The 15,010-nt window shown below is 63.9% G+C and carries 15 protein-coding genes; 2 read left to right on the top strand and 13 right to left on the bottom strand.

Annotated elements, in window-relative coordinates; genetic code table 11:
* The first annotated feature begins 5 nt into the window (after nucleotides 1-5).
* Nucleotides 6-797, top strand: coding sequence for an ATP-binding cassette domain-containing protein (locus AB7F49_RS00585; RefSeq protein ID WP_428519215.1), 792 nt, complete (start codon nucleotides 6-8; stop codon nucleotides 795-797).
* Entirely contained in the window at nucleotides 794-2,347 is a 1,554-nt protein-coding gene (locus tag AB7F49_RS00580; protein WP_428519213.1) for a glycine betaine ABC transporter substrate-binding protein, read from the top strand. The genes AB7F49_RS00585 and AB7F49_RS00580 overlap by 4 nt, the downstream gene beginning before the upstream one ends.
* 9 nt (nucleotides 2,348-2,356) lie before the next feature.
* On the opposite strand, the gene AB7F49_RS00575 is transcribed toward AB7F49_RS00580, so the two are convergent.
* The 13 genes from AB7F49_RS00575 to AB7F49_RS00515 all read right to left on the bottom strand — a co-directional run bounded on the left by AB7F49_RS00575 (nucleotide 2,357) and on the right by AB7F49_RS00515 (nucleotide 14,922).
* On the bottom strand, nucleotides 2,357-3,313 hold the full coding sequence (locus AB7F49_RS00575; protein WP_428519211.1) for a tripartite tricarboxylate transporter substrate binding protein: 957 nt from the start codon (nucleotides 3,311-3,313) through the stop codon (nucleotides 2,357-2,359).
* A gap of 83 nt (nucleotides 3,314-3,396) precedes the next feature.
* Complete coding sequence (gene gntH / locus AB7F49_RS00570; protein ID WP_428519209.1) at nucleotides 3,397-4,455, bottom strand: guanitoxin biosynthesis MBL fold metallo-hydrolase GntH; 1,059 nt, start codon at nucleotides 4,453-4,455, stop codon at nucleotides 3,397-3,399.
* Between the two features lie 20 nt (nucleotides 4,456-4,475).
* Nucleotides 4,476-4,976, bottom strand: coding sequence for a MarR family winged helix-turn-helix transcriptional regulator (locus tag AB7F49_RS00565; protein WP_428519207.1), 501 nt, complete (start codon nucleotides 4,974-4,976; stop codon nucleotides 4,476-4,478).
* Nucleotide 4,977: 1 nt separating this feature from the next.
* Nucleotides 4,978-5,925 (bottom strand): Bug family tripartite tricarboxylate transporter substrate binding protein, encoded by a 948-nt coding sequence (locus AB7F49_RS00560; protein WP_428519205.1) that lies wholly within the window; start codon nucleotides 5,923-5,925, stop codon nucleotides 4,978-4,980.
* Between the two features lie 184 nt (nucleotides 5,926-6,109).
* On the bottom strand, nucleotides 6,110-7,129 hold the full coding sequence (ilvC, locus tag AB7F49_RS00555) for a ketol-acid reductoisomerase (RefSeq protein ID WP_428519458.1): 1,020 nt from the start codon (nucleotides 7,127-7,129) through the stop codon (nucleotides 6,110-6,112).
* Nucleotides 7,130-7,325: 196 nt separating this feature from the next.
* On the bottom strand, nucleotides 7,326-8,369 hold the full coding sequence (locus tag AB7F49_RS00550) for a sulfate/molybdate ABC transporter ATP-binding protein (protein ID WP_428519203.1): 1,044 nt from the start codon (nucleotides 8,367-8,369) through the stop codon (nucleotides 7,326-7,328).
* A gap of 1 nt (nucleotide 8,370) precedes the next feature.
* A complete protein-coding gene (cysW, locus tag AB7F49_RS00545; RefSeq protein ID WP_428519201.1) occupies nucleotides 8,371-9,249 on the bottom strand; it encodes a sulfate ABC transporter permease subunit CysW in 879 nt (292 codons plus the stop codon).
* A 1-nt stretch (nucleotide 9,250) separates the two neighbouring features.
* Nucleotides 9,251-10,156 carry a sulfate ABC transporter permease subunit CysT gene (cysT, locus tag AB7F49_RS00540; RefSeq protein ID WP_428519199.1) on the bottom strand — a complete coding sequence of 302 codons (906 nt, stop codon included), beginning with the start codon at nucleotides 10,154-10,156 and terminating at the stop codon, nucleotides 9,251-9,253.
* Complete coding sequence (locus AB7F49_RS00535) at nucleotides 10,153-11,139, bottom strand: sulfate ABC transporter substrate-binding protein (protein WP_428519197.1); 987 nt, start codon at nucleotides 11,137-11,139, stop codon at nucleotides 10,153-10,155. Before AB7F49_RS00535 ends, cysT begins: the two co-directional genes overlap by 4 nt.
* 252 nt (nucleotides 11,140-11,391) lie before the next feature.
* Nucleotides 11,392-11,829 (bottom strand): RrF2 family transcriptional regulator, encoded by a 438-nt coding sequence (locus AB7F49_RS00530; RefSeq protein WP_428519195.1) that lies wholly within the window; start codon nucleotides 11,827-11,829, stop codon nucleotides 11,392-11,394.
* A gap of 50 nt (nucleotides 11,830-11,879) precedes the next feature.
* Nucleotides 11,880-12,476: a LysE family translocator gene (locus AB7F49_RS00525; RefSeq protein ID WP_428519193.1), complete on the bottom strand. Its 597-nt coding sequence runs from the start codon at nucleotides 12,474-12,476 to the stop codon at nucleotides 11,880-11,882.
* 10 nt (nucleotides 12,477-12,486) lie between these two features.
* Complete coding sequence (gene ilvN / locus AB7F49_RS00520; protein ID WP_428519191.1) at nucleotides 12,487-13,038, bottom strand: acetolactate synthase small subunit; 552 nt, start codon at nucleotides 13,036-13,038, stop codon at nucleotides 12,487-12,489.
* 123 nt (nucleotides 13,039-13,161) lie between these two features.
* Complete coding sequence (locus AB7F49_RS00515) at nucleotides 13,162-14,922, bottom strand: acetolactate synthase 3 large subunit (protein WP_428519189.1); 1,761 nt, start codon at nucleotides 14,920-14,922, stop codon at nucleotides 13,162-13,164.
* Nucleotides 14,923-15,010: the final 88 nt, after the last annotated feature.

Raw genomic sequence — 15,010 nt, 5'->3', positions numbered from 1 at the left:
TGCCGATGCCGGCCACCCCCATCATCGCGTTCGACAATGTGTGCAAGGTCTACGGCGAGGGCGCCCGCCCCGCGCTCGACGGTGTGACGCTCGACATTGCGCAGGGCACCTTCGTCGCCGTCGTCGGCCAGTCCGGATCGGGCAAATCGACGCTGCTCGGCATGATCAACCGGCTGATCGATCCGAGCGCGGGCGTCGTGCGCTTCGAGGGCACGGATGTCCGCAGTCTCGATCCGATCCTGCTGCGGCGGCACATCGGCTACGTGTTCCAGGATGTCGGGTTGTTCCCGCACATGACACTGGCCGAAAACATCGCGATCACGCCGCGGCTACTGGGCTGGGACGCACAGCGGCGCAGCGAACGTGCCGATATATTGCTCGAACGCGTGCAATTGCCGCCCGCCGACTACCGCGACCGATTTCCGGCCGAATTGTCCGGCGGCCAGCGCCAGCGCGCAGGCGTTGCCCGCGCGCTTGCCGCCGAGCCGCGCGTGATCCTGATGGATGAGCCGTTCGGTGCGCTCGATTTGCGAACCCGCGACGCGCTCAGCCGCGATTACCGCACGCTGCATGACACGCTCTCCCTCACCACCGTGATGATCACCCATGACGTGATCGAGGCGGTTCTGCTCGCCGACCGCATCGCGGTGATCCACGAGGGCCGGATCGCGGCTTACGGCACCCCGCGCGACCTGATGGACGGCACGCAGAGTGCCGACGTGCGCGCGCTCATGGACATGCCGCGCCGCCAGGCCGAACGGCTGACCGCGCTGATGCGCCATGGCGGCGACGCATGATGTTCAGCGATCCCGCCTTCGCCGATGCGTGGTCGCGCCTGCCGGATTATCTCGGCCAGCATGTGCTGGTGAGCCTGACGGCACTTGCGCTCGGCCTCGCCATCAGCCTGCCGCTGTCGCTCTACGGGGTGCGCCGCCCGCGTCTGCGCGCTGCGATGCTGGCCGTTGCCAGCATCGTGCAGACCATTCCCGGTCTGGCGCTGCTGGCGCTGTTCTATCCGCTGCTGCTCGGCATCGCCGCGCTGACCGCCGAATATCTCGGATTCGAATTTTCCGCGCTGGGATTCCTGCCGTCCGTGCTGGCGCTCGCGCTCTATTCGATGCTGCCGGTGATCCGAAACACCATCACCGGCATTGATGGCGTCGATCCCGCGCTTCGCCGCGCAGCCCAGGGCGTCGGCATGACCCCGCGGCAATCCCTGTTCATGGTGGAATTGCCGCTCGCGACGCCGGTCATCATGGCGGGCATTCGCACCGCCGCGGTCTGGGTGATCGGCACCGCCACCCTGGCAACGCCGATCGGTCAGACCAGCCTCGGCAATTACATCTTCAGCGGCCTGCAGACGCAGAACTGGGTGTTCGTGCTGTTCGGCTGCGCCGCAGCGGCCTTGCTCGCGCTCGCCGTCGATCTGCTGCTGTCGCTGATGGAGCGCGGCGCGGCCCGGCGCCGCCGCGCGCCCGTGGTTGCCGGCCTGGCCGGCCTCGCGCTGATCGTGGCGCTTGCCCTGGTACCCTCTCTCACGGCCCGCAAGACCGATTACGTCATCGGCGCCAAGACCTTCTCCGAGCAATACATCCTGGCGTCCCTGATCGCACAGCGGATGGAGGCGAACGGGCTTGCCGCGCGCCGGCGCGAGGGGCTCGGCTCCAGCATCATCTTCGATGCGCTGGCCGCCGGCGAGATCGACGCCTATGTCGACTATACCGGCACCATCTGGGCGAACATCATGAAGCGGACCGACATCAGGCCGCGCAAGGAGACGCTCGCCGAGGTCGCCGCCTGGCTGAAGCGCGAGCGCGGCATCACGCTTGCCGGTGCGCTCGGCTTCGAGAATGCCTATGCGCTGGCGATGAAGCGCGACGAAGCCGAACGCCTCGGCATCAGGACCATCGCCGATCTCGCCACCCATGCACCGCAGCTGACCATCGCCGGCGACTACGAATTCTTCAGCCGGCCGGAATGGGCAGCGATCCGCGATGCCTATGGGCTTGCGTTCAAGGCAGAACGCGCCATGCAGGCGGAATTCATGTATCCGGCTGCAGGCAACGAGGTCGACGTGATCTCGGCCTATACCAGCGACGGCCGCATCGCGCAGTACGACCTTGTCGTGCTCGAAGACCCGAAAGGCGTGATCCCGCCCTATGACGCGGTGGTGCTGGTGTCACCGCAACGCTCGGGCGACACGGCGCTGCTGGGAGCCCTCAGGCCGCTCAACAATGCGATCGATGTGACGCTGATGCGCGCAGCGAATTTGCGTGCGAACGATGGCAAATCGCCGGAGCAGGTCGCGCGGTGGATGATGGAGCGTATCGCGCGACCGGCTCGATAGACGTCGCGCTCAATTCTTCGGCAAATCGATGTTGCGGACGAGATCGCCGATGGTCTGGGAATGCTGCGCCATCCGATCGCCGAATACCTGACCGTCAAGATAACGGATGTCCCGGCGCGCCTTCGTCATCGTGTTTGCGAAGTTCTCCGACTTCACGGCGGTGGCGCAGGCTGCGCGCAGTTTCGACAACGCCTCCTGCGGAAGGCCACTCGGTGCGAACAGGCCGAAGGGCGTCGGGAAACTTGATCCGAGGCCGAGTTCGCCGGTCGACGGCACATCCGGCAGGATCGGAAGGCGTTCGGCGCCGAGCACCGCGAGCGCACGAATATTGGCCGGCAGCGTGGTGTCGCCGGACATCACGGCATCGACATGCTTGCCGATGAGGGCCGTGCGCGCGGGAGCATCGCCGCGGAACGGCACGGCGGTCATCGCGACCCCGGCGCGCCCCGCCAGTTCGACCATCTGCAAATGCGGAATGCTGCCGGGACCGGGATGCCCATAGGTCAGCTTTCCCGGGTTCTGCTTGGCTGCATCCAGCAGCGACTTGAGCGACTGGTGCGGTCCTTCCGCGGACACGATCACCACACTGAAGCTCTCGGTCACCTGGCAGAGATAGTCGAACGACGACACTTTGTAGCGGAGGTCCTTGCGCAGATGCGGCTGACCGGTGATCGTCCCCATCGCGGAGAAGCCGATCACATATCCGTCGGCGGGAGCGGCGGCAACGGCGCCGGTCCCGATCGTTCCCGCCGCGCCGTCCTTGTTGACGACGACGATCGACTGGCCCAGCGCCTTCGACATTCCCTCGGCAAGTGCGCGCGCCGTCACGTCGGTGATGGCACCGGGCGGATACGGCACGACGAGCTCGATGTTCCGCGACGGGAAATTCTGCGCGGCGGACGGCTCAGGATGAATGGCGATGATGGCGATGGCTGTCGCAATGAGGCGCGAGAGTGACCCAACCATGTTCTGAGGCTCCGGCGAGAGGAGCCATCAGTCCACTCAATCGTGTTTCGAAATGCAAGCGAATTTGCTGGCGGCACCCGGCACTACCCTTTTGGAAACATGACCTTCTCCGAGAGCCATTGCGACATTTTGAGCTTGTCGCCGCGCGGCAATTTCCTGAATCCTTCGTCGTGAAATTCCTTGTTCGGCCAGGTCGTGCCGGCCGTTACGGCCATGCGCCATTTCACCTGCTCCTTCGTCACGTTGAACACCATGAAGTCGCGCGCGAACACGAGGGGGCCGTCATAGGCCCTGCGCACCGCTTCGAGGTGTCCCGGCAGCGTCTCGTCGTCGTTGTAGAAGTGGTAGCCGACCGCAAGCCGCGGCTTGCACAGCGCCAGCACGCGCCCTGCCTCCTCCGGATCGGAATGCGCGATGGTGCAGACCCCGCGCGCGGTGCGCTCATCGTAGCCCGCGCGCTCCATCATCACCTGCCAGCGGTCAAACGTCTCGTGGATCAGGATATCGGCGCCCTGCCCGTTCTCGACCATGAACCAGGACGGTGTGGTGTCTCCGGAATAGACCAGCGTCAGGCCGTTCCATTCCAGCCGCAGCGATACCGGGCCGTCATAGATGTGCACCGCGGGAAAGGCCGTGATCTTCACGCCGTTCCTGTCGTAGATCACGTTGACCGTATCGTAGGGAAATTCATGCACGTCCACTTCGGAGCCGACCAGCGGAAGCAGCCCGTGACGGGTATCGGCATCCCAGCGCAGCGACTCGATCTGGTGCCGCACGAAATGCTTCATGCCGTGTTCCGGGATTTTTCCAGCCGGACCGTAAGCCTGCAGCGGGTGCATACGCCCGCCCGACCAGCCGCCCTGGCGGATCTGCATGAAATCGCCGACATGGTCGGTGTGCAGGTGGGTGGCGATCACCGCGGTGATGGCGTTGTAGGGAATTTCCAGCGAAACGAAATTCTTCTGCGTGCCGAAGCCGAAATCGATCAGGAACTTGTCGCCGTTGCCGAGTTCGACCAGCCAGCTGGTATTGACCTGGTCCCGGCGCAGATAGGGCCGGCCGGTGCCGACCGCGACGATGCGCATCTCGTCGGGCGCCAGCGGCTCGGTATTGGGGAAATAATGGTCGCGGTACTCACGCATAGGCCAGGTTCTCCAAAAGGTCAGGCGGCCGATATCCTTGCCCCGGGCAGGGCCGTCGCCGGTTCGTATGAGTCCGACAGCTTCAGAAGCAGCCCCAGGAATTGTTGCTTCTCCGCCGCCGTCAGCATCCCCACCAGCCGGTCGCGCTCCCCGGCGATGACCGTGAATGCCTCCTGATACAGCGAGTGCCCGAATTTCGTGAGCACAAGCTCGGTGACGCGCGCCTCGCCTGCGGGTTTGCGCCGCACCATCACACCCGCGCGCACGAAGCGGTCGATCATGCGGCTGAGCGTAGATGGATCGGTCGCGATATAGCCGGCGATATCGGCGGGACGGTTGAGCGGCGTATTGGCCAGGGTCGCAAGCAGCCGCCAGTCATGGATCGACAGGCGCTTGCTGCGGAACGCCTTTTCGAGCCGGCCGTTGAAGCGGCGCATGAGCGAGTTGATCAGAAACGGCTCGAAGCGCTCGAGGTCGAGCGCTTCGCCGCCGTCGCGCAGGCGAGCGGGTTTGCGGCTCATGTCAGTTTTTCGGCCGGCCGATCTTGTTGATGAGGCTGCCGATGGAGTCGGAATCGCGTTTCACCCGCGCGGCAAAGGCATCGCCATCGAGATAGCGCATATTCTGTCGCGCCTTCTTCATGGTCTCGGTCATCGCATCCGACTTCATTGCGGTCGCGCAGGCGGCGCGAAGCCTTGCCAGCACCTCCGGCGGCAGCCCCTTGGGAGCGAACAACCCGTTCGGCGTGCCGAAGCCGGTGCCGAGGCCGAGTTCTTTGGTGGTCGGCATATCGGGAAATTGTGTGAGACGCTCATCGCCGAACACCGCCACCGGCTGCACGTTCTTGCCTGCGACCGTCGCGTCCGCCGACAGCAGCACATCGATGTGGTTGCCAAGCAGCGCGTTGAAGCCAAGCGCGTCGCCGCGGAACGGCACCGCGTTCAGCTTGACGCCGTGATCAGTGGCGAGTTGCAGCATGAGCAGGTTCGGCACCGTGCCCGGCCCCGGATGGCCATAATTCAGTTTGTCCGGATTGGCCCGTGCATAGGCGACGAGGTCCTTGAACGTCTTGTGCGGACTTTCCTTCGAGACCGAAGCAACCACGAATACGTCGGTGACCTGGCAGATATAGTCGAACGCGGATGCGTCGTAGCGCAGCTTGTCGCGCAGATGCGGCTGCGCGGTGACGACACCCATGGCCGAGAAACCCAGCGTGTAGCCGTCGGGCTGTGCCGAAGCCACCGCAGTCGTGCCGATGGTGCCCGCGGCGCCGTCCTTGTTGGCGACCACGACCGGCTGCCCCAGCACCTTCGACAGCGCTTCGGCGAGCGGACGCGAGGCGATATCGCTGTTGGCGCCGGCCGGAAACGGCACCACGATCTCGACCGTTCGCGTCGGGTAGGATTGGGCGACCGCGCAGACCGGCGCGAACGCAACCAGCGCGATCAGCGGCATCAGCAATTTTCGCATGGCAAACCCCTCCGTGAGCAGCCGCCGATCATGGTCGGGCGTCCGCGGCTCATCGCAGCGAATTGCAAATGCAATTGCAAGTGAAAAGATGCGCCGGTCTGCATCGCTTTGCGGCAGCCCAGATGCGAAGGGCCGGCGCTTTCGCACCGGCCCACGCCAACCCGTCAGCGCGAAACGCCGCGGATCAGTTCCGCGCCTTGTCGACCAGCGCGCGCTGCTTGATCCACGGCATCATCTCGCGCAGCTTCTCGCCCACCTTCTCGATGTCATGCTGCGCAAGCTTGGCGCGCGTCGCCTTGAACGAGGTCTGGTTGACCTTGTTCTCCAGCATCCAGTCGCGGGTGAACTTGCCGGACTGGATGTCGTCGAGCACGCGCTTCATCTCGGCCTTGGTCTCGGCCGTGATGATGCGGGGGCCGGTGACATACTCGCCGTATTCCGCGGTGTTGGAGATCGAGTAGTTCATGTTGGCGATGCCGCCCTCGTAGATCAGGTCGACGATCAGCTTCACTTCGTGCAGGCATTCGAAATACGCCATCTCCGGCGCGTAGCCCGCCTCCACCAGCGTCTCGTAGCCGGCCTTGATCAGTTCGACCAGGCCGCCGCACAGAACGGTCTGCTCGCCGAACAGGTCGGTCTCGCATTCTTCCTTGAAGGTGGTCTCGATGATGCCGGCACGGCCGCCGCCGATCGCCGAGGCATAGCTGAGGCCGAGGTCATGGGCGTTGCCGGAGGCGTCCTTGTGGATCGCGATCAGGCAGGGCACGCCGGCGCCGCGCTGATATTCCGAGCGCACGGTGTGGCCGGGGCCCTTCGGCGCCACCATCAGCACATCGATGTCGGGGCGCGGCTCGATCAGGTTGAAATGCACGTTGAGGCCGTGCGCGAACAACAGCGCCGCGCCTTCCTTCATGTTGGAGGCAAGGCTGTCGCGATAGATGTCGGCCTGCAATTCGTCGGGCGTCAGCATCATCATGACGTCGGCCCATTTCGCCGCGTCGGCGACTTCCATGACCTTGAGCTTCTCGCCTTCCGCCTTCTTGACGCCGGCCGACGATTTGCGGAGTGCGACCGCTACATCCTTCACCCCCGAATCCCGGAGATTGAGGGCATGGGCATGGCCCTGGCTGCCATAGCCGATGACGGCGACCTTCTTGCCCTTGATCAGGTTCAGGTCGGCATCCCGGTCGTAATAAACGCGCATCATCAACCCCTGAAATGGCGGCTCCCGGCCGCATTCTTTAAGACGCGCCGGAGGCGGTTCCGGCACGGTTCGCAGGGGGTTCTAGGGGGCCGGGGCGTCGGGGACAAGCCCTCGCGGGTCATTCCGGGCCGCTTGCGCAGCAAGCGAATCCGAAATCCATTCCGGGTTCGGCCCTTCGGCCGCCACCGAAAGAGGGCTACCGCGCGTCCGCGAAAATCCGGTAGCGCTGGGGGTTGAGCCCGATGGTCTCGCCGACCGCGAGCGGCCGGTGGCGCGGGGTGTCGATCTCGACCAGGGTCTCCGGGCCCGACAGCAGCACCTCGACCCGGCGTGCGGCGCCGAGTCCATGGACCCGCTTCACCACGCCGGTCAGGGCCGCGCTCGACGGCGATACCACCTCGATCTCGTAGGGCCGCACGAACAGGCGAGCGCTGCCATTGCCGGCGCCCTGTGGATCGATCGCGGTCGGACGGCCCTGCAAATGCACCTTGCGGTCCGAAACCGTGACCGGGACCACCACGGACTCGCCGATGAATTCATGGACGAAGGCGGTGGCCGGCGCGTCATGGACCTCGGCGGGCGCTCCCACCTGCTCGATCCGGCCCTTGTCCATCACAACGATGCGGTCGGCGACTTCCAGCGCCTCCTCCTGGTCGTGGGTGACAAAAACGGACGTGACATGGATGTCTTCGTGCAAGGTCCGCAGCCAGCGCCGCAATTCCTTGCGCACCTTGGCGTCGAGCGCCCCGAACGGCTCGTCGAGCAGCAGCACGCGGGGCTCGATCGCAAGCGCGCGGGCGAGCGCGATGCGCTGGCGCTGGCCGCCGGAGAGCTGCGAGGGGTAGCGCTCGGCGAGCCACTTCAACTGCACAAGCTCGAGCAGTTCGTGCACTTTCTCCCGAATCCTCTCTTCCGGGAGCCGCTGCGCGCGCGGACGCACGCGTAGTCCGAAAGCTATATTCTCGAACACGCTCATGTGCCGGAACAGCGCGTAATGCTGGAACACGAAGCCGACATGCCGCTCGGCGACGCTGCGCGACAGTGCGTCGGTGCCGTCGAACATCACGCGGCCGTCGTCCGGCCATTCCAGGCCCGCGATGATGCGAAGCAGCGTGGTCTTGCCCGAACCCGAGGGGCCAAGCAGCGCAACCAGTTCCCCGGAACGCACGTCGAGGCCGACATTGTCGAGTGCGGTAAAGTCGCCGAACCGCTTCGTGACATCGCGAATTTCGATTCTCATGTCATCGCTCCGATGCGGAAAAGCGTTCCAGCACGACCTTGGCGGTCAGCGTCACCAGCGCCAGCAGCGCCAGCAGCGATGCGACCGCAAAGGACGCCATGAACTGATACTCGTTGTAGAGAATTTCGATGTGCAGCGGCATGGTGTTGGTCTCGCCGCGGATGTGACCCGACACCACCGCGACCGCGCCGAACTCGCCCATGGCGCGTGCGTTGCACAGAAGCACGCCGTAGAGCAGCGCCCATTTCACGTTCGGCAGGGTCACGCGCCAAAAGGTCTGCAGACCGGACGCGCCGAGCGAGATCGCGGCTTCCTCTTCCTGCGTGCCCTGCTCCTGCATCAGCGGGATCAGTTCGCGCGCCACGAAAGGGAAGGTCACGAGCACGGTTGCGAGCACGATGCCGGGCAACGCGAAGATGATCTTGATGTCGTGCTCGATGAGCCAGGCGCCGAAGAAACCCGACGCGCCGAACAGAAGCACGAAAACGAGGCCCGAGATCACCGGCGAGATCGAAAACGGCAGATCGATCAGCGTGATCAGGAAGCTCTTTCCGGGGAACTCGAATTTCGCGATCGCCCAGGCCGCGACCACGCCGAAGATCAGGTTCAGCGTCACCGAGATCGCGGCAACGATCAAGGTCAGCTTGATCGCCGCCACGGCATCCGGCTCGGTCAGCGCGTTCAGATACGGCACCACGCCGCGCGCGAACGCCTGCACGAATACGGTGACCAGCGGCAGCAGAAGGAAAACGCCGAGAAACGCCAGCGCCGTTGCGATGATCAGCCAGCGCACGAATGCCGGCTCGCTGCGGGTCGCCCGATAGCGCTCCGCGCCTTTCGCGCGCGCGCGGCCGTTGAGTGTGGTTGCCGGACCGGCCATGTCAGCCTCCCGCTTGTCCGGTACGGGTTGCCGACCAGCGTTGCAGCCGGTTGACGGCGAACAGGATCGCGAACGACGCGAGCAGCATCACCACGGCAATCGCGGTGGCATCGGCGTATTTGAACTCCTCCAGCCGGATCACGATCAGCAGCGGGGCGATTTCCGAGACATTCGGCAGATTGCCGGCAATGAAGATGACCGAACCGTATTCGCCGACCCCGCGGGCGAAAGCGAGCGCGAAGCCCGTCAGCAGGCTCGGCAGCACGATCGGCATCAGCACACGGGTAATGGTCTGCCAGCGGGTCGCGCCGAGCGTCGCCGCGGCCTCCTCGATTTCGGAATCGAGATCTTCCAGCACGGGCTGCACGGTACGCACCACGAACGGCAGCCCGATGAACACCAGTGCAACCAGAATGCCGAGCGGCGTGAACGCAACCTTGATCCCCAGGGGAGCCAGCAATCCGCCGAGCCAGCCATTCTCGGCAAACAATGTAGTGAGCGCGATGCCGGCCACCGCCGTCGGCAGCGCAAACGGAATGTCGATCGTCGCGTCGACCAGCCGCTTGCCGAAGAAGTCATAGCGAACCAGCGCCCACGCAACGACCGCACCGAAGAACAAATTCACGAACGCCGCGACGAGCGACAACCCAAAGCTGATCCTCAGGGCGTTGAGCGTGCGCGTGCTGGTGATGATGTCCCAGAATTGCGCAGGACTCAGTTCCGCGGTCTTGATGAACAGACCGGCGACCGGAATCAGCACGATCAGGGCAAGCCAGGTCAGCGTCAGCCCGAGCGTGAGACCAAAACCGGGTATCACGCTCCGGCGGCGCTGGTTGCGACGGCGATCCAACGATGTCGTCCCGCGACTGTCCAGACGATCGAGAAGTGTATGGGTGACGACGCTCATTGGCTATAGATTTCGTCGAACACGCCCTTGTCGTCGAAATGCTTCTTCTGCGCGGCACGCCAGCCGCCGAACGCTTCATCGACCGTGATCAGATTCACGTCCGGGAATATTTCCGCGAAGCGCTTTGCGACTTCGGGATCCCGCGGGCGGTAATAGTGTCTGCCCGCGATCCGCTGGCCTTCGTTGCTGTAGAGGTAATTCAGATAGGCTTCGGCTACGGCGCGCGTTCCTTTCCGGTCGACAACCTTGTCGACGATCGTCACCGGGGGTTCGGCGAGAATCGATATCGATGGAACCACGATCTCGAACTTGTCCTTGCCGAGTTCATTGATGGCGAGGAATGCCTCGTTCTCCCACGAGATGAAGACGTCGCCGACACCACGCTCGACAAAAGTGATGGTCGAGCCGCGCGCACCGGTATCCAGCACCGGCACATTCTTGAAAACGGCGCGCACGAAATCCTTTGCCTTGTCCTCGGAGCCGTATTTCTTCAGCGCGTAGCCCCAGGCCGCGAGGTAATTCCAGCGCGCGCCACCCGATGTCTTCGGATTGGGCGTGATCACCTTGACGTCGGGACGGACGAGATCGTCCCAGTCCCTGATCTTCTTCGGATTGCCGGCGCGGACCAGCAGCACGATGGTCGAGGTATAGGGAGACGAATTCTGCGGCAGCCGCTTCTGCCAGTTCTTGTCGATGAATCCTCGGTCGGCGATGGCATCGATGTCGTAGGCCAGCGCGAGCGTCACCACGTCGGCGCCGAGGCCATCGATCACCGAACGCGCCTGCCGGCCGGAGCCGCCATGCGACTGCCGCACCCTTACGGTCTTTCCGGTATCCGCCTTGTATCTGGCGGCGAAGGCCTTGTTGAATTCGGAATAAAGCTCGCGGGTCGGATCGTAGGACACGTTCAGCAGCGAAATGTCCTGCGCCGCGGCCGAGACTGTCATTGCCGCGATTGCGATTGCTGAAGCCAGAAGACGCATCTGCCACCTCCTTCGGCCGGACCCACAACGCCCGGCAGGAGTCGCGGGTTGCGACCGGACGACCGGTTCCGCGACATTCATGGTTTGCGATGTGACCCGCTGGCTGGCGCCCAAGGCGACGAACGAACCAAAGCGACGAACGACCTGCGCTCCGGTGCCCCCCACCAAGTCACAGGAATGGACGGGCGACCCGTCCAACCCCCGGACGATCCGACCATCTAATTCTGACTAAATCAATCAGAATAGTATTATTTATACAGGGGGGTTCGGAGAGGATTTTTCTGCGGCCGCCTGGGCGAGCGTTGTTTTTTCGAGGATTTTCGCGGTCGCGTCGCGCGCCGCAATCAGCGCCGGGCGAAGCTGGCAGATGCGCAAATCGACGCAGTCCGGGCATTGCCGGAATGCGGTCTGGCTCGCGCAGGGCGCCAGCGCCAGCGGCCCGTCGATGTGACGGATGATTTCAGCGAGGTTGATATCCTTCGGCAGGCGGCTCAGCAGAAAGCCTCCCTGCTTGCCGCGGGTCGACACCAGGAGGTTGGCACGCTTCAGCTCGGAGAATATCTGCTCGAGAAACGCGCGCGGGATTTTCAGATCCTGCGCGATGTCGCGCACCGAGACCGGGGCGGCGCCCCGGTGGTCGGCGAGATAGATCATCGCCCGGAGGGCATATTTGGCGCGGCGCGAGAGCATGGGTGAGAATTACGCCGTTCGGGGGAAACGGCCAAGTCGGACATCCCCGCTCAAACCACCATCGGCACGATACTCGCAACCAATAGCAGCGCCATCGCGATGTTGAAGATGCGCGCGTGTTTCGGATCGGACAGCACGCGGCGCAATGCCACGCCGAAGCCGGTCCAGGTCGCGACCGCAAGAATAGTCGCGATCGTGAACACGATCTGCAGCAATGTGAAATCGGTCAGCCAGTGCGCCGGCCGCACATAGAGCGCAATGCCGCTCAACGCTGCGACCAGTGCCTTGGGGTTCAACCACTGAAACAGCGCGGCCTGCAAAAAGGTGATCGGCTCCGCAACCTGTCCTGCATCGTCCGTCGATGGCGCCGCGGTCGCGATTTTCCAGGAGAGCCAGAGCAGATAAACCGCGCCTGCGACCTTCAGCACGACCTGCAGCGGCGGCCACGCGGCGAAGACCGCGCCGACGCCCGCGGCGCAGACCGAGACCAGAACGAAAAACCCGAAGGTAATGCCGAGGATATGCGGGATCGTGCGCGTGAACCCGAAATTCACGCCCGATGCGGTGACCATGATGTTGTTGGGACCCGGCGTGAACGCCATCGCGCACGCGAACGCGACCAGCCCGAGGAACATGTCGATCGGCATGAAGGCAGCGTCACATCGCCTCCGGTCCGCGCCCGATCGCGACCACGCCGGTGCGTGACACTTCGACCAGCCCGAGCGGAAGCATCAGTTCCACGAACTGGTCGATCTTGTCGCTCTTGCCGGTGATCTCGAACACGAAGCTCTCGGTGGTGGCGTCGATCACCCGCGCGCGGAAGGCATCCGCGAGCCGCAGCGCCTCGACACGATGGTCACCCTTGCCGCGCACCTTGACCATCGCGAGTTCGCGTTCGATCGCGGGGCCCGACACGGTGAGATCGTTGACCCGGTGCACCGGCACGAGGCGCTCGAGCTGATGCTTGATCTGCTCGATCACCATCGGCGTGCCGCGCGTCACGATGGTGATTCGCGAGAGATGCTTCTCGTGCTCGGTCTCGGAGACCGTGAGCGAATCGATATTGTAGCCGCGGCCGGAGAACAGGCCGATCACGCGCGCAAGCACTCCGGGCTCGTTGTCGACCAGCACCGACAGCGTATGCCGCTCGACGGTCTGCGCCGCCGGCGCTGCGGGGTAATGCGAAGTGGATGGCACGTTTGCGTTCACGATGATAACCTTTCACTGAGCCTGTCATGCCCCGCGAAAGCGGGGCATCCAGTAATCGCAGCCTTTCGTGTCTACTGGATCGCCCGCCTTCGCGGGCGATGACATCGACAATGGCCGCAGCACCTACACCAGCATCTTGCCTTCTTCCGTGATCGCCTCGTCGAGACTCTCCGCGGCGTCGCCGAGAATCATCTCGTTATGCGCGCGCCCCGACGGGATCATCGGGAAGCAGTTTTCCTTCTGATCGACCACGCAGTCGAAGATCACCGGCTTGTCGATGTCGATCATTTCCTTGATCGCATCGTCGAGATCGCCCGGCTTCTTGCAGCGGATACCATGCGCATGCATCGCTTCCGCCAGCTTGACGAAATCCGGCAGCGCTTCCGAATAGCTTTCCGAATAACGGTTGCCGTGCAGCAATTCCTGCCATTGGCGAACCATGCCCATGTACTGGTTGTTCAGAATGAACACCTTGATCGGCAGCCGGTACTGCACGGCCGTCGAAATTTCCTGCATGGTCATCTGCACCGAGGCTTCGCCGGCGATGTCGATCACGAGCGACTTCGGATGCGCCATCTGCACACCGACCGCAGCCGGCAGGCCGTAGCCCATAGTGCCCAGGCCGCCGGAGGTCATCCAGCGGTTCGGCTCCTGAAACTGGTAGAACTGCGCGGCCCACATCTGGTGCTGGCCGACCTCGGTGGTGATGTAGGTGTCGCGGTCCCTGGTCAGCGCGAACAGCCGCTCGATGGCATATTGCGGCTTGATGATGTCGTTCGATGGCCGGTAGCTCAGCGACTTGCGGGCCCGCCACCTGTCGATCAGCTTCCACCATTCCGCCATCGCCTTCTTGTCCGGCTGAACCGATGACGTGCGCCACATGCGCGTCATGTCCTCCAGAACATGTGCGCAATCACCGACGATCGGCACATCGACCTTGACGTTCTTGTTGATCGACGACGGGTCGATATCGATGTGGATCTTCTTCGAGAACGGCGCGAACGCATCGAGCCGCCCGGTGATGCGGTCATCGAAGCGTGCGCCGATGCAGATCATCACGTCGCAATCATGCATCGCCATGTTGGCTTCGTAGGTGCCATGCATGCCGAGCATGCCGAGCCATTGCGGATCGGCGGCCGGAAAGGCGCCGAGCCCCATCAGCGTCGAGGTGATCGGAAAGCCCGTCAGCTTGACCAGTTCGCGCAGCAGATGACTCGCCTCCTTGCCGGAATTGATGACGCCGCCGCCGGTATAGAACAGCGGACGCCTGGCCTTCGCCATGAGTTCGACCGCCTCCTTGATCTTGCCGAGATCGCCTTTCACCTTCGGGTTGTACGTCTTGTGCTTGATGTTCTGCGGGCCGGAATAGGTCCCCTTGGCGAACTGGATATCCTTCGGGATGTCGACCACGACCGGCCCGGGACGGCCGCTCGCTGCAACGTAGAATGCCTCGTGCAGCACGCGCGGCAGATCCTCGATCCGCTTCACCAGATAATTGTGCTTGGTGCAGGGCCGCGTGATGCCGACGGTGTCGCATTCCTGAAACGCGTCGTTGCCGATCAGATGGGTCGGGACCTGCCCGGTGATGCACACGATCGGCACCGAATCCATCAATGCGTCGGTCAGCCCGGTCACGGCATTGGTCGCGCCCGGCCCCGAGGTCACCAGCACGCAGCCGACCTTGCCGGTCGAACGCGCATAGCCCTCCGCCATGTGCACCGCGCCCTGCTCGTGGCGCACCAGCACGTGCTTGACCTTCTCCTGCTGGAAGATCGCGTCGTAGATCGGCAACACCGCTCCGCCCGGATAGCCGAAAATGTGCGTCACGCCCTGGTCGGCGAGCGCCTCAATGACCATTTCGGCCCCGGTCATTTCCTTGCTCATGATCTCTGCTCCACTGACTTCGTCGCACTGGAATTAAAAAAGGGCCGTGAGGCCCTCTGGTTACGGCGCATCATCCGGCGTGGATGGC

Source organism: Pseudorhodoplanes sp. (assembly GCF_050250235.1).
Lineage (GTDB): Bacteria > Pseudomonadota > Alphaproteobacteria > Rhizobiales > Xanthobacteraceae > Pseudorhodoplanes.
Note: the sequence above shows the minus strand (reverse complement) of the source record. Positions and strands in the feature narration are given on the sequence as shown.

Bases quoted from the DNA above. Each gene is read 5' to 3' on its own strand.
- AB7F49_RS00535 (WP_428519197.1), bottom strand. From the start codon at position 11,139: ATGCGTCTTCTGGCTTCAGCAATCGCAATCGCGGCAATGACAGTCTCG.
- AB7F49_RS00565 (WP_428519207.1), bottom strand. From the start codon at position 4,976: ATGAGCCGCAAACCCGCTCGCCTGCGCGACGGCGGCGAAGCGCTCGAC.
- ilvC (WP_428519458.1), bottom strand. From the start codon at position 7,129: ATGCGCGTTTATTACGACCGGGATGCCGACCTGAACCTGATCAAGGGC.
- AB7F49_RS00515 (WP_428519189.1), bottom strand. From the start codon at position 14,922: ATGAGCAAGGAAATGACCGGGGCCGAAATGGTCATTGAGGCGCTCGCC.
- AB7F49_RS00585 (WP_428519215.1), top strand. From the start codon at position 6: ATGCCGGCCACCCCCATCATCGCGTTCGACAATGTGTGCAAGGTCTAC.
- AB7F49_RS00575 (WP_428519211.1), bottom strand. From the start codon at position 3,313: ATGGTTGGGTCACTCTCGCGCCTCATTGCGACAGCCATCGCCATCATC.
- cysW (WP_428519201.1), bottom strand. From the start codon at position 9,249: ATGGCCGGTCCGGCAACCACACTCAACGGCCGCGCGCGCGCGAAAGGC.
- AB7F49_RS00550 (WP_428519203.1), bottom strand. From the start codon at position 8,369: ATGAGAATCGAAATTCGCGATGTCACGAAGCGGTTCGGCGACTTTACC.
- AB7F49_RS00530 (WP_428519195.1), bottom strand. From the start codon at position 11,829: ATGCTCTCGCGCCGCGCCAAATATGCCCTCCGGGCGATGATCTATCTC.
- AB7F49_RS00560 (WP_428519205.1), bottom strand. From the start codon at position 5,925: ATGCGAAAATTGCTGATGCCGCTGATCGCGCTGGTTGCGTTCGCGCCG.
- AB7F49_RS00580 (WP_428519213.1), top strand. From the start codon at position 794: ATGATGTTCAGCGATCCCGCCTTCGCCGATGCGTGGTCGCGCCTGCCG.
- AB7F49_RS00525 (WP_428519193.1), bottom strand. From the start codon at position 12,476: ATGCCGATCGACATGTTCCTCGGGCTGGTCGCGTTCGCGTGCGCGATG.
- cysT (WP_428519199.1), bottom strand. From the start codon at position 10,156: ATGAGCGTCGTCACCCATACACTTCTCGATCGTCTGGACAGTCGCGGG.
- gntH (WP_428519209.1), bottom strand. From the start codon at position 4,455: ATGCGTGAGTACCGCGACCATTATTTCCCCAATACCGAGCCGCTGGCG.